The sequence below is a fragment of the Anaeromyxobacter terrae genome, assembly GCF_022690685.1.
Lineage (GTDB): Bacteria > Myxococcota > Myxococcia > Myxococcales > Anaeromyxobacteraceae > Anaeromyxobacter > Anaeromyxobacter terrae.
Window position 1 is genome coordinate 51,354 of record NZ_JALCYY010000018.1, and the last position, 13,768, is coordinate 65,121.

The 13,768-nt window shown below is 73.4% G+C and carries 12 protein-coding genes; all 12 read right to left on the reverse strand.

The window, feature by feature from the left end; genetic code table 11:
• Positions 1-2: 2 nt before the first annotated feature.
• The gene (locus tag MNY62_RS10310; RefSeq protein WP_242344070.1) at positions 3-1,199 is read right to left on the reverse strand and encodes an aminotransferase class I/II-fold pyridoxal phosphate-dependent enzyme; all 1,197 of its coding nucleotides are present in this window, start codon (positions 1,197-1,199) and stop codon (positions 3-5) included.
• A 55-nt stretch (positions 1,200-1,254) separates the two neighbouring features.
• A complete protein-coding gene (locus MNY62_RS10315; protein ID WP_242344071.1) occupies positions 1,255-1,785 on the reverse strand; it encodes a hypothetical protein in 531 nt (176 codons plus the stop codon).
• A 20-nt stretch (positions 1,786-1,805) separates the two neighbouring features.
• Positions 1,806-2,429, reverse strand: a complete 624-nt coding sequence (locus MNY62_RS10320; RefSeq protein WP_279426403.1) for a protein-L-isoaspartate(D-aspartate) O-methyltransferase — start codon at positions 2,427-2,429, stop codon at positions 1,806-1,808.
• Between the two features lie 49 nt (positions 2,430-2,478).
• Positions 2,479-5,163, reverse strand: a complete 2,685-nt coding sequence (gene recG / locus MNY62_RS10325) for an ATP-dependent DNA helicase RecG (RefSeq protein WP_242344072.1) — start codon at positions 5,161-5,163, stop codon at positions 2,479-2,481.
• Positions 5,164-5,190: 27 nt separating this feature from the next.
• Positions 5,191-5,697 (reverse strand): transcription elongation factor GreA, encoded by a 507-nt coding sequence (greA, locus tag MNY62_RS10330; protein WP_242344073.1) that lies wholly within the window; start codon positions 5,695-5,697, stop codon positions 5,191-5,193.
• Between the two features lie 91 nt (positions 5,698-5,788).
• Positions 5,789-9,040 carry a carbamoyl-phosphate synthase large subunit gene (gene carB / locus MNY62_RS10335; protein WP_242344074.1) on the reverse strand — a complete coding sequence of 1,084 codons (3,252 nt, stop codon included), beginning with the start codon at positions 9,038-9,040 and terminating at the stop codon, positions 5,789-5,791.
• Positions 9,041-9,149: 109 nt separating this feature from the next.
• Positions 9,150-9,602 carry a cyclic nucleotide-binding domain-containing protein gene (locus MNY62_RS10340; RefSeq protein ID WP_242344075.1) on the reverse strand — a complete coding sequence of 151 codons (453 nt, stop codon included), beginning with the start codon at positions 9,600-9,602 and terminating at the stop codon, positions 9,150-9,152.
• Positions 9,603-9,735: 133 nt separating this feature from the next.
• Positions 9,736-10,254 carry an outer membrane beta-barrel protein gene (locus MNY62_RS10345; RefSeq protein WP_242344076.1) on the reverse strand — a complete coding sequence of 173 codons (519 nt, stop codon included), beginning with the start codon at positions 10,252-10,254 and terminating at the stop codon, positions 9,736-9,738.
• 195 nt (positions 10,255-10,449) lie between these two features.
• Positions 10,450-11,652, reverse strand: a complete 1,203-nt coding sequence (locus MNY62_RS10350) for a pyridoxal phosphate-dependent aminotransferase (protein WP_242344077.1) — start codon at positions 11,650-11,652, stop codon at positions 10,450-10,452.
• Between the two features lie 109 nt (positions 11,653-11,761).
• Entirely contained in the window at positions 11,762-12,259 is a 498-nt protein-coding gene (gene coaD, locus MNY62_RS10355; RefSeq protein ID WP_242344078.1) for a pantetheine-phosphate adenylyltransferase, read from the reverse strand.
• Positions 12,260-12,277: 18 nt separating this feature from the next.
• A complete protein-coding gene (rsmD, locus tag MNY62_RS10360; protein ID WP_242344079.1) occupies positions 12,278-12,817 on the reverse strand; it encodes a 16S rRNA (guanine(966)-N(2))-methyltransferase RsmD in 540 nt (179 codons plus the stop codon).
• Positions 12,814-13,749 carry a hypothetical protein gene (locus MNY62_RS10365; RefSeq protein WP_242344080.1) on the reverse strand — a complete coding sequence of 312 codons (936 nt, stop codon included), beginning with the start codon at positions 13,747-13,749 and terminating at the stop codon, positions 12,814-12,816. The genes rsmD and MNY62_RS10365 overlap by 4 nt, the downstream gene beginning before the upstream one ends.
• Between the last annotated feature and the right edge of the window lie 19 nt (positions 13,750-13,768).

Sequence of the window (13,768 nt, forward strand, 5' to 3'; positions counted from 1 at the left end):
GGTCACCTCCCCTTCTGCAGCATGCCGTGGACGCGCTCCGCGGCGAGGGCGAGGCGCGCCTCGTCCTCCACGAGCGCGATCCGGACGAAGCCCTCGCCGGCTGCGCCGAACCCGACGCCCGGCGCGACGCACACCCCCGCCTCCTCGACGAGCCGGCGGGCGAACTCGAGCGAGCCGAGGGGGCGGAACGGCTCCGGGATGGGCGCCCAGGCGAACATGCTCGCCGCGGGCTGCGGGATCCGCCACCCCGCCGCGCCGAACGCGGCGACGAGCGCGTCCCGGCGGCGCTGGTACCGCTCGCGGTTCGCGGCGACGTCGTCCTCGCACTCGTCGAGCGCCGTCACCGCCGCGAGCTGGGTCGGGCCGAAGAGGCCGTAGTCGAGGTAGCTCTTCACGCGCGCGGCCGCGGCGACGAGCGCGGCGTTCCCCACGCAGAACCCCACGCGCCACCCCGCCATCCCGTAGCTCTTCGAGAGCGACATGAACTCGAGCGTGCGCTCGCGCGCCCCAGGGATGGTGAGCATCGCCGGCGCACGCCCGCCGTCGAACACGAGGTCGCAGTAGGCGAGGTCGGAGATGACGAAGAGGTGCCGCGCCTCGGCGAAGCGGAGGACCTTCTCGAGGAGCTCGGGCGTCGCGACCGACGCGGTCGGGTTCGCCGGGAAGTTCACCACGATCCCCTTCGGGCGCCGCTCCGCCTTCTCCGTCGCCTCGACGAGCGAGTCGAAGAAGTCGAGGCCCGGCCCCACGCGGACGGGGATCGTCTCCGCGCCGGCGAGCACCGCGCCGTAGGCGTGGATGGGGTACGTCGGCGTGGGGGCGAGGACCGCGTCGCCTTCGGACAGGAGCCCGAGCAGCGCGTGGCCGATGCCCTCCTTCGAGCCGATGGTGATGAGCACCTCGCGCTCGGGGTCGACCTCGACGCCGTGCCGGCGCTTCCACCAGCGCGCGGCGGCGGCCCGGAGCTCGGGCAGGCCGCGCGGGTCGAGGTACCGGTGGAGGCGCGCGTCACCCGCCGCCTCCCTCAGCCGCTCGACGACGCGCGCCGGGGCGCCGCGGTCCGGGTTCCCCATCGAGAGATCCACGACGTCCACGCCGCGCGCCTTCGCCTCGTCGCGGAGCCGGTCGGTGATCGTGAAGACGTAGGTGGGGAGCCGCTTGACGCGGGCGAACACCTCGGGGTCGTGGAACGTTTTCATGGAGGACCCGCCAATTTGCCGGGAGCCGCCCCGTATTTCAAGGGGTCGGGGCGCCTCACGGAGACGGGCGCGCGCCGCAGGACGGGCACGAGCTGCCGCGGACGAGCGCGCCGCAGCCGCAGACGCGCCCTCCCGGCGAGGCAGGCTCACCGCTCGCCCCGGGCGCGACCGGAAGCCGCATCCCGCACTGCCCGCAGATCCGCTCGCCGGGGAGCGCCGGGCTCCGGCAGTAGCGGCAGGTGACGAACACCGGGAGCGGCGTCGGGTCGTCGTCGCCCGTCCCCTGCTGCGCCGTCCGCTCGAGGCCGTCCAGCGCTGGCGCGTCGACGTCCTGCGGGGCAATGCGCGTCTGCTCGATCTCGAGCGGCGGCGGGGTCACGGCGCCGGCAGCCGTGTGGGCGGTCGGCTCGAGGCCGTCCACGGGGGACGCCTCCGGCGCCGACGTGGCGGCGTGGCGGGTCGGCTCGAGCCCCTCGAGCGGCGCCAGGCCCGCGGCGAGCTCGGCCTCCGCCGCGAGCGGGTTCCCGCACAGCTCGCACACTCCTCCCTCGGCCTGGGAGTGGTCGCACACCGGACAGACGATCATCGGCTGACGAGTGTAGCGCATCAGCCGGCGTCGCCGGTGAGCGGCACGAAGCGGACCGGGATGAGGTCCGTCGAGGCGTTCGCGCCGTCGTTGCCCTTCTCGACGGCGCGCAGCACCTGCCAGTCCGGCGCCTCGCCCACCGGGAGCACCATCCGGCCGCCGGGGGCGAGCTGCGCGACCAGCGCGGGCGGCACCTCGGAGGCGGCGGCGGTCACGATGATCCGGTCGAAGGGCGCGGCCTCCGGCCAGCCCGCCCCACCGTCGCCGGTGCGGAGGCGGACGTTCCCGAGCCCGAGCGTGCCGAGCAGGATCTCTCTCGCGCGATCCGCGAGCGTCGGGACGATCTCGATCGAGAACACCTCCGCCGCGAGTCGCGCGAGGATCGCCGTCTGGTATCCGGAGCCGGTCCCGACCTCGAGCACGCGCTCGCGGCCGGCGAGGCGGAGCTGCTCCGTCATGTAGGCGACCACGAACGGCTGGGAGATGGTCTGCCCGAAGCCGATGGGCAACGGGTGATCGGCGTCCGCCGAGCGGCGGAGGTGCGGGGGCACGAACAGCTCGCGCGGCACCTCGGCGACGGCGCGCAGGACCGCGGGATCGCGGATGCCCATCGCCTCGAGGGCGCGCGACAGGTCGGCGCTCACTCCCTCATCCTAGGCCCGGGTGGCGCGCGCGGAGACGCTCCGCGGCCGGTCACCCGATCTGCGCGAGCGAGAGCCGCTCGGACCAGCGCTCCCCGAGCGCCTCGGCGGCCGCCCGGTGCTCGGGACGGCGGAGCTCTGGGTCGGCGTCGACGAGGGAGAACGCGTCCTCGCGCGCTTCCTCCAGGATGGCCTCGTCGCGGTAGAGGTCGGCGACCTCGAAGAGCTTCTGGCCCGACTGGCGCGTGCCGAGGAGCTCGCCGGGGCCGCGGATGCGCAGGTCAACGCGCGCGATCTCGAACCCGTCCTGCGTCTCCTCCATCGCGTGGAGCCGCTCGCGCGCCTCGTCCCCCACCCGCTTGAAGTGCGCGATGAGGAGGCAGTGGCTCCGCGCTGCGCCGCGACCGACCCGCCCGCGGAGCTGGTGGAGCTGGGAGAGACCGAACCGCTCCGCGTGCTCCACGATCATCACGCTCGCGTTCGGCACGTCCACGCCGACCTCGATCACGGTGGTCGCGACGAGCACACGGATCGCGCCCGCCCGGAAGCGGTCCATCACGGCCTGCTTCTCGTCGGCCTTCAGCTTGCCGTGGAGGAGCCCCACCTCGTGGCCGGCGAAGACGCGGCGCAGCTCCTCCGCGCCGGTCGTCGCGTCGGCGAGGTCGGTCTTCTCGGACTCGGCGACGAGCGGGTAGACGACGTACACCTGCCGTCCCGCCTCGAGCTCCCGCCGCGCGAGCTCGTACGCCGCCCGGCGCTGCGAGTCGCCGTAGACCTTGGTCGCGACGGGCGTTCGGCCCGGGGGCAGCTCGCCGATCTTCGACTGGTCGAGGTCGCCGTAGAACGCGAGGGCGAGCGTGCGCGGGATCGGCGTCGCCGTCATCACGAGCACGTCCGGGCGCCGCCCCTTCCCGATGAGCTTCGCGCGCTGCAGCACGCCGAAGCGGTGCTGCTCGTCGACCACAACGAGGCCGAGGCGGTCGAACCCGACGTCCTGCTCGAGGAGCGCGTGCGTCCCCACGGCGATCCGCGCGGTCCCGTCGGCCACCCTGGCGCGCGTCTCCTTCTGCCCCTTGCCACGCGCGGCGGCCGCGACGAGCGCGACCTCGATGCCGGTCCCCGCGAGCCATCCCGCGAGCGTGCGCGCGTGCTGCTCGGCGAGGATCTCCGTCGGGACCATGAGGGCGGCCTGGTGGCCGGAGCGGACGGCGAGCATCATCGCCGCGAACGCGACGGCGGTCTTGCCGCTCCCCACGTCGCCCTGCAGCAGCCGGTTCATCGGCTCGGGCCGGCCCATGTCGCGGGCGATCTCGTCGAGCGCGCGGGCCTGCGCGCCGGTGAGCTGGAACGGGAGCAGCGCGAGCGCGCGCGCGATGGCCGCCGGCGAGGCGTCGAAGGCGATGCCCGGCTCGGTGCGCACGCCCCGCCGGCGCAGCGCGAGCGCGAGCTGCAGGAAGAAGAGCTCCTCGAACACGAGCCGGCGGAAGCCGGGCGTGGCCCGCTCCGCCGCTAGCGCGAGGTCGGTGCCGGGCGTCGGGAAGTGCGCGTCGTGCAGCGCCACGGCGCGCGAGACGAGCTCCCGGCGCGCACGGACCGCGGGCGGCAGGTCGTCCACGACGAGCGGGGCGTGCTCGTCCACGAGCCGCTTCACGAGCTTGCGCAGCGCCGGGTGCTGGTAGTCGGCGGGGCCGGCGTAGATGGGGACGATGCGTCCGAAGCTCGCCGAGTCGCCCGCCGCGAGCTTCTCGACCTCGGGCTGGCTCATCTGGAACCGGCGGCCGAAGCCCTCGGTCACCTTGCCGGAGCAGAGGAGCCCCTCGCCGGCCGCGAACTGGCGCAGCCGCCACGGCGGCGGGTTGAAGAACACGAGCTCGAGCGCGCCGGACGCGTCCGAGACCCCGACCTTGAGGAGCGGCCGCCCGTTGCGCATGCGCTGCACGCGGACGTGCTTCACCGTGCCGAGCACGATTCCCTCGTCGCCGGCGCGCAGCTCCGCGATGCGCCGGACGTGGGTGCGATCCTGGTAGCCCTTCGGGAAGAACTCGAGCGCCTGCTCCACGGTGGCGCGCCCGCGCTCCTCGAGCTGCGCGCGGGTCGCCGGGTGGACGCGAGGCAGCGAGGCGAGCGGCATCGCGAGCTGCTTGCGGCGGGCGGCGCGCTCCTCCGGCGAGCGCGGCGGGGGAGCCTCGGTCCAGCGGTCGATGACCGGAGTGGGAGGGGTCGGCGCGGTCGGGCTCGAGCTCGAGCTCGCGTTCGGGGTCGCGGTCGGGGTCGCGGTCGGGGTCCGGGTCGCGGTCGCGGTCGAGGTCGAGGTCGTCGCGGTCGATGTCGGGGCCACGGGCGCGGCCGCGGTCCTCCTCCCCCCACCGAGCTCGGTCCGCCCGAGCCTCGCGACCTCGCGCAGCTCGTCCGGCACGGGGATGAGCGCGGAGAGCCCCCCTGCGATGCGCGCGAGGGAGGCGCGGCGACCCTCCGCGGGGAGCGCGTCGAAGCCGTCGGCCTCGGCGGCGAGCCGCTGCAGGGCGGGCGTGTCGGGGGCGCCCGCGGCGCGGGCGCGCGCGATGGCGCCGCGCGCCAGCTCGCCGAACCCCTTGAGGCGGGGCGCGCCGGCGAAGCCGTCCTTGACCGCGAAGCGCAGCGGGGGCACGAGCGCCGCGAGCGCCTGCTGCGCGGCGGCGAGGCCGGGGACGGACTCCCCGGCGGCGGGCGCATCGCCCTGGCGGCCCCTCCGCTCCACGGGGGCGAGGCTACCAGCGCGGTCCGACTACTCGCCGGACTCGGCCGGGAGCTCCTCCTCGATGAACGCGATGGACTGGATCTCGTACTCCTTCTCGCCGCCGGGGGTGCGCACCGTCACGGTGTCCCCCTCCTCGCGGCCGATGAGCGCGCGGGCGATGGGGCTCGTGACCGAGATCCGGCCCTGCTTCAGGTCGGCCTCGAGCTCGCCGACGATCCGGTAGGTCACCTGATCGCCGGAGTCGGATTCCTCGAGCGCCACGGTCGCGCCGAACACCACGCGGTCCCCGACGTGCTTCGAGACGTCGATGACCTCGGCGCTGGCGATCCAGTGCTCGACCTGCAGGATGCGACCCTCGATGTGGCTCTGCTTCTCCTTGGCCGCGTGGTACTCCGCGTTCTCGGAGAGATCGCCGTGGGACCGCGCCTCGGCGATCTCCTTCACGATCTTCGGGCGCTCGACGTTCTTCAGGCGCTTGAGCTCCTCCTTGAGCCGGAGGAGGCCGCCCTTCGTCATGGGGACGCGCTCGGACATCTTCCACCTTCCGAAAAAATGACTGCGGCCGGCCCGAGAAGCCCGGGGCGGCCGCTTCCAGACCTTTCAGTAGAGCGCCCGGGGCTTGCTGTCAACGGGACGCCTGCCGGCCGTCGCCGTGGTACTCCTGGATCGAGCGCACGCTCGGACTGCCGCCGCGCGCGGCCTCCATCGCCCCCACCGCCGCCCGCGCGCCGGTCAGGGTGGTGAAGTAGGGCAGCCCCTTCATCAGGGTCTCCCGCCGGATGGAGTAGCTGTCGGCGATCTCCGCCTTGCCGGCCGTCGTGTTGAACACGAGGTGAACGTCGCCGTCCTTGATGCGGTCGACGATCGAGGGACGTCCCTCGTGCAGCTTGAGGACGGGCGTCGTGGGGATGCCGCGCGCGCCGAGGAAGGCGCTCGTGCCGGCGGTGGCGAGCACCTCGAAGCCGAGGGTGACGAGCCGGCGCGCGACGTCGACGATGGCGGGCTTGTCGGAGTCCTTCACCGAGACGAACGCCCGGCGCCCGGCGCCCGAGCCGGGGAGCGTGTTCCCCGCCGCCGCCTGCGCCTTGAAGAACGCGCGGTAGAAGTCGAGATCGATCCCCATCACCTCGCCGGTGGACCGCATCTCCGGCCCGAGCATGGTGTCGACGCCCGGGAAGCGCGCGAAGGGGAAGACCGCCTCCTTCACGGAGACGTGCCGCGGCTTCTCGGCCCCTCGCGCCCCCGCCTCCTCGAGGCTCTTGCCGACCATGCAGAGCGAGCCCGCCTTCGCGAGCGGCAGGCCCGTCGCCTTGCCGACGAAGGGCACCGTCCGGCTGGCGCGCGGGTTCACCTCGAGCACGTAGACGTCGTCGCCCTGGATCGCGAACTGGACGTTCATGAGGCCGACGACGCCGAGCTCCTTCGCGAGCGCGACGGACTGGCGCTCGATCTCCGCCACCTTCTCCGGCGCGAGGCTGAACGGCGGCAGCGCGCAGGCGGAGTCGCCGGAGTGGATGCCGGCCTCCTCGATGTGCTCCATCACGCCGCCGACGACCACGTCCCGGCCGTCGGAGACGACGTCCACGTCCACCTCGGCCGCGTCCTTGAGGAAGCGGTCCACCAGCACCGGCCGCTCGTTCGAGGCCTGCACCGCCTCGCGCAGGTAGGTCTCGAGGTCCTTGTCGTCGTAGACGACCTCCATGGCGCGGCCACCGAGCACGTAGGAGGGGCGGACCATCACCGGGTAGCCGATGCGCCGGGCGACCGCGAACGCCTCGCCGGCGCTGCGCGCGACCCCGTTCTCGGGCTGGCGCAGCCCGAGCTTCTCGATGAGCTGGGAGAAGCGCTCGCGGTCCTCGGCGCGGTCGATCGCGTCGGGGGTCGTGCCGTAGATCGGCACGCCGAGCTCGTGGAGCGGCACCGCGAGCTTGAGCGGCGTCTGCCCGCCGTACTGGACGATGAGCCCCTCCGGCTTCTCGACGTGGACGATCTCGAGCACGTCCTCGAGCGTGAGCGGCTCGAAGTAGAGCCGGTCGGAGGTGTCGTAGTCGGTCGAGACCGTCTCCGGGTTGCAGTTGACCATGATGGTCTCGTACCCGGCCTTCGACAGCGCGAACGACGCGTGCACGCAGCAGTAGTCGAACTCGATGCCCTGCCCGATGCGGTTCGGGCCGCCGCCGAGGATCATCACCTTGCGGCGATCGGTCGGCACCGCCTCGCACTCCTCCTCGTAGGTGGAGTACAGGTACGGCGTGTAGGCCTCGAACTCGGCGGCGCAGGTGTCGACGCGCTTGAACACCGGCCGGACCCCCGCCTTCCAGCGCGCGTCGCGCACCGCCTTCTCGGTCGTCCCCGCCAGCTGGGCGATGCGCTTGTCCGAGAACCCCATCCGCTTCACGGCCTGGAACGCCTCGGCGCCGGCGGGGACGCCCTTCGCGAGTCCCGCCTCGGCGCGAACGATCTCCTCCATCTCCCGCAGGAACCACGGGTCGACGTAGGTGAGCGCGTAGAGGTCGTCGACCGAGAGGCCGGCGCGGAGCCCCTCCGCGATCCAGAAGATCCGGTGGGCGCGCGGCACGCGGGCCTGCGCCTTGATGCGCTCCACCTCGTCGGCCGAGTACGCGTCGCCCGGGCGCTTGCCGAGCGGCGACTCGAGCCCGCAGCGGTCGATCTCGAGGCCGCGGAGCGCCTTCTGCAGGCTCTCCTGGAACGTCCGGCCGATCGCCATGACCTCGCCCACCGACTTCATCTGCGTGGTGAGCCTGTCGTCGGCGCCCTTGAACTTCTCGAAGGCGAAGCGCGGCACCTTCGTCACGACGTAGTCGATCGTCGGCTCGAAGGACGCGGGCGTGTAGCGGGTGATGTCGTTCTTGAGCTCGTCGAGCGTGTAGCCGACGGCGAGCTTCGCGGCGATCTTCGCGATGGGGAACCCGGTCGCCTTGGAGGCGAGCGCGGACGAGCGCGACACGCGCGGGTTCATCTCGATGACGACCATCCGTCCGGTGCGCGGGTGCACGCCGAACTGGATGTTCGAGCCGCCGGTCTCGACCCCGATCTCGCGGATGATGCGGACCGCGGCGTCGCGCATCCGCTGGTATTCCTTGTCCGTGAGCGTCTGCGCGGGCGCGACGGTGATGGAGTCGCCCGTGTGGACGCCCATCGGGTCGAAGTTCTCGATCGAGCAGATGATGACGACGTTGTCGTGCTTGTCGCGCATCACCTCGAGCTCGTACTCCTTCCACCCGATGATCGACTCCTCGCAGAGGATCGTGTGCGTCGGGGAGAGGGAGAGCGCGCGCTTCGCGAGGGGCTCGAACTCCTCGCGGTTGTAGGCGACGCCGCCGCCCTCGCCGCCCATCGTGAAGGACGGGCGGATGATGACGGGGAACCCGATGTCCTCGGCGATCGCGCGCGCCTCCTCCCAGCTCGTCGCGTACCCGGACTTGGGCAGCTCGACGCCGACGCGCTGCATCGCGTCCTTGAAGAGCAGCCGGTCCTCGGCCTTCTCGATCGCCTCGAGCTGGGCGCCGATGAGCTGCACGCCGTGCCGCGCGAGCGCTCCGTTCCGCGCGAGGGCGACCGCGAGGTTCAGCGCCGTCTGGCCGCCGAGCGTGGGGAGGAGCACGTCCGGCTTCTCGCGGGCGAGGATCTGCTCGGCGACCTCCGGGGTGATCGGCTCGACGTACGTCCGATCGGCGAACCCGGGGTCCGTCATGATCGTGGCGGGGTTCGAGTTGAGGAGGACGATCTCGTAGCCCTCCTCCTTGAGCGCCTTGCAGGCCTGGGTGCCCGAGTAGTCGAACTCGCAGGCCTGGCCGATGACGATCGGCCCGGAGCCCACGATCATGATCTTCCGGATGTCGGTGCGACGCGGCATATGGGGCCGGGAACCTAGCACACCTCGGGCCGACCTCGACACGGCCGGCGACCCCCCTCGGCGCACGCCGGCGGAGCGCCGCCCGGCGTCCCCCGGGCGACCGCGGCCCCTAGGCGCCGAGGCGGGCCGCGGCCTCGCGCTCGCGGGCGGCGAGGAGCGCCGCGAGCAGCGCGCGGACCTTCGGGAAGCGCTCGGCCAGCACCGCCACGATGGGCGTCGGGAAGCCGACCGCCGTCAGCTCCGTGCGGGCGACGAGCGACCAGGCGCGCGACGACCCGCCGAGCACCCGGGGCGCGCCGAAGAAGGCCCCGCGCTCGAGCGTCGACACGTCCGCCGGGCCTGCCGGCGTCCCGGCGCACGCCACCGCGGTCCCCTCGACGACGAGGAAGACGCCCTCCCCGCCCTCCCCGCTGACGAGCTCGCCGGGCGCAAAGGTCACGAGCTGCGCGACCAGGAGCAGGTCGCGACGCGCCGAGTCGTCGAGCGATCGGAAGAGGGGGCTCGACTCCACGAACGCCGTCGTGGCCAGGTCCCCCCATACCTCTCGCGGCCCGGTCGCCATGCGCGGCCGGACGCTACCACGAAGAGACGACGCCCCGCGCGGCGCGGAGCCGGCGGGGCGTCGTGACCCTCGGTGCGCCCCATCCCGCGGGGCGCGTCGCGGCTGCGGCGGCGATGGGCCGCGCGCGGCCGGGCTAGAAGTAGAACCGGAGGAAGGCGAGGCCCGTCGTGAACACGCCCGAGCTGTCCCCGGAGGCGTCGGAGTCGGAGCGGAAGCCGAGCTGCGCCTCGGCGCCGAGGGAGAAGTTCGTCGTGAGGTAGTGCTCGCCGCCGATCGCCGCGGCGAGGATGACGTCAGTGCCGCTGTGGTCGTTGACGCCGTCGTCGACGCTCGCGAAGTTGAGCTTTAGCCGGCCGCCCATGTAGAGGTCGAAGGGGGCGGCGAGGCGCTGGACGTAGAAGAGGCCGACGCCCACCGTGACGTCGCTCCGGTCGGGCTGAGCCGCCGGACGGTCCTGCGTCAGCACCCCGAGCGACGGTTCGATGCGAAGCGTCGGGGCGACCGAGATGGGCGCGTAGACCTCGATCGTCCGCGAGCCGGCGCCCTCCAGCGGGACGATGGAGATGCCGAGGCCGAAGGGCCGGCGCGCTTCCTGCGCGTGGGCGGCGGCGGAGAGCGCGAGGGCGGCGAGGGCGAACACGAGCTTCTTCATGAGGCTCCTTTCCTTTCACGCACGCTCGGTGCGTCGTGGACTCGCCGGACTGTAGTCCCGGACGACGAGGCGCCGAAGAAAAGGGCCGTGCGCGGCGAGACGCCGCGCCGGTGCGTTACGCGGCGGGCGTCGAGACGGAGACGCCCCGCGCGGCGCGAGGCCGGCGGGGCGTCGAGAGGCGCGGAGCGCGCGATCTTACTCGAGGCTCTTCGCCATCTCGGCGATGCGATCGCAGCCCTTGTCGATCTGCTCCATCGACGTCGCGAACGAGAGCCGCATGTACCCGGGCGCGCCGAAGGCCGAGCCGGGGACGGCCGCGACGAGGTGCTTCTCGAGGAGGAGGTCGATGAGCTTGCCGTCCGTGCCGAGCGGCCCGGTCGCGCCGGGCGCCTTGCGCGAGAGGAGCGCGCTCACGTCGGGGAAGGCGTAGAACGCGCCGCCCGGATCGAAGCAGCGGACGCCCGGGATGGCGTTGAGGCGCGCGACGATGTGCTTGCGCCGCTCGTCGAACGTCTTGCGCATCTTCTCGACCTCCTCGTCCACGCCGGGCAGCGTGAGCGCGCCGAGCGCCGCCTTCTGGGAGATCGAGGCGGGGTTCGAGGTCGAGTTGTCCTGGAGCTTCTGCATCGCGGAGATGAGCGCCTGCGGGCCCGCGGTCCAGCCGATGCGCCAGCCGGTCATCGAGTACGTCTTCGACGCGCCGTTCACGAGCGCGACCTGGGGCTGGAGCGAGGGATCGAGGTCGAGGACGTTCTCGAAGCGGCCCTTGTAGACGAGCTTGTCGTAGATGTCGTCGGAGACGATCAGGATCTCCGTGCCCTTCACCGCGGCGATGACCGTCTCGAGCGTACGCCGCGAGAGCATCGCGCCCGTGGGGTTCGACGGGCTGTTCACGATGATCGCCTTCGTCCGCGGCGTGATGGCCTTCTTGATCTGCTCCGGCGCCGGGTCGAAGCCCGTGTCCATCGTGGTCTCGACGAGCACCGGGACGCCGCCCGCGACGCGGACCATGTCGGCGTACGAGACCCAGAACGGCGTGAAGATGACGACCTCGTCGCCCTCGTTCAGCAGCGCCTGGAACAGGTTGTAGAGGGCGTGCTTGCCGCCGCAGGAGACGAGCACCTCGGTCGCCTTGTAGGTGACCCGGTGCTCCTTCTGGATCTTCGCGGCGATCGCCTCGCGCAGCTCCGGGATGCCGTTCGTGGGCGTGTACTTCGTGAAGCCCTGGTCGATCGCCTTCTTCGCCGCGTCCTTGATGACCGCGGGCGTGTCGAAGTCGGGCTCGCCGGCGCCGAAGCCGACGACGTCGATGCCCTTCTGCTTCATCTCCCGGGCCTTGGCGGTGATGGCCAGGGTCGGCGACGGCTTCACGGCATCGAGGCGCTTCGCGAGCTTCATGATCGGTGTCTCCTCGGGCGAGGTGTCGTGGCCGCCCACCGGGGCGGCCAAAGGGCCGAGGATAGCAGAACCGATGTGTGCAACGCGCCCCGAACGCGGGAGCGGACGGCTAGCGGCGCCCCGGGGTGCCGAGCTTGCGCCGGAGCCCCTCCGCCACGTTGGGCGGGACGAGGCCGGAGACGTCGCCGCCGAAGGTGGCAACCTCGCGCACGAGCTGCGCCGAGACGAAGAAGTAGTCCTCGCCGGTCATGACGAAGACCGCCTCGAACTCGGGCAGGAGCTTGCGGTTCATGTTGGCGAGCTGGAACTCGTACTCGAAATCCGAGACCGCCCGGAGCCCGCGGATGACGGTGTAGACGCCCTTCGAGCGCACGTAGTCCACGAGGAGCGCGTTGAAGGAGTCCACCTCCACGCGCGGGTCGTCCCCGACCGCCTCGGAGATGAGCGCCATGCGCTCCTCCGCCGTGAACAGCGGCGACTTCTGGGGGTTGTTCGCCACCGCCACGATCAGCCGATCGAACACCTTGAGGCCGCGGTTGATGATGGCCAGGTGACCGTTCGTGAGCGGGTCGAACGAGCCGGGGTAGATGGCGGTGCGACGAGGCATGCGGGCGCGGAGTATCCCTCACTCCCTCACGTAGATCGAGATCCCGGTACCACCGTAGTGACGCCGGTCCGCGAGCGCGAGCCCGCCGACGCGATCCGGCGGTGGACGCCGCGCGTCATGCTCCGCGACGGCGCGGGCGCCCGGCGCGAGGCACCCCTCGGCGAGCGCGAGCGCCGCCTCCGGACCCTCCGCGTACGGCGGATCGACGAAGGCGAGCGCGAAGTGGCCCCGCGGCAGGCGCGGGACGACCTCCTCGACCCGCCCGCGGCGGACGTCGACCCGCCCCGCGAGCCCGCACGCCGCGGCGTTCCGGGCGATGAGCTCCGCCGCCGCGCGGTCCGCCTCGACGCAGACGGCACGGGCGCAGCCGCGGGAGAGCGCCTCGAGGGCGAGCGCTCCCGTCCCCGCGTACAGGTCGAGGACGTCGCCGCCGTCGAAGAACTGGCCGAGCACGTTGAACACCGCCCCGCGGACCTTGTCGCTCGTCGGTCGGGTCGAGACGCCGCGCGGGGTCGCGAGCCGCCGGCCGCGCGCGCTGCCGGCGATGATCCGGGTCACGGCCCGCGCTCCTCGTGCCGGCGCAGGATCCCGCTCACGAGCGCCGCTGCGGAGCCCGCCGCGCCGAGGCCCTCCACGAGATCGGTGACCTCCGCGAACGCGCGCGCCTCGCGGCGCTCGGCCTCCTCGCCCGGCGCCGTGGCCCCCGGCTCCACCGCGGCCCGCTCCTCGGCCGCGCCGCCATCCTCGCAGGCGCGCACCGGCGAGCCCTGCAGCGCGCCCAGCAGCGCCGGGGTCACCGGCCCGCAGCGCATGACGGGCGTCCCGCGCAGCGCGAGGGCGAGCCGGGCGAGCGTGTCCGCCTGGGCGCGCGCCGCCGCCTCGTCCGCCGGCGCAGGGCAGCGCACCGCGGCGAGATCCGGGCGAAAGCCGCGGCGCACGAGCGCCTGGAGCCCCGCGATCGCCCGCGGCGCGGCGCCGGACGCGTCCTCGAGCGGCACGATCCAGTCCACGCCGAGCCCGCGCTCGACGGCCGGCGCGGCCACCTCGGCGAGCACGCGGCCGCGCTCGGGCGCGGCGACCGCCCCCCCGTCGATCGACACGTGGGTGAGTCCGGCGTCCACGAGCGCCCAGGTCTCCGAGACGGCGCGCTCCACGTCGAGCGCCCCCTCCCCCGCGACCACGACCTCTCCCGCGAGCAGCAGCGGCAGTCCGGCGGCCACCTCATCCGCCGCGGCGGTGACCTCCGCGAACCACCGATCGGGGCGCCCGCCACGCGGCAGCGCGAGCCCGAGCGCGCTCCCGAGCGCCTTCGCGGCGACGAGGGCGCCGCGGGCGACCGCCGCCGAGGGCGCGCGCACGAGCGGCAGGACGAGGCCCAGCTCCGCGGCGGGCGCGAGCAGGTCGCGGAAGGAGAGCGGGCACGCGGCGCTGCGCGGGGGCAGCCGCTGAACGGTGCGCGCGGGCCGGAACGCGGACAGGCGCGAGATCACGGGCACGGTATAGCACGCG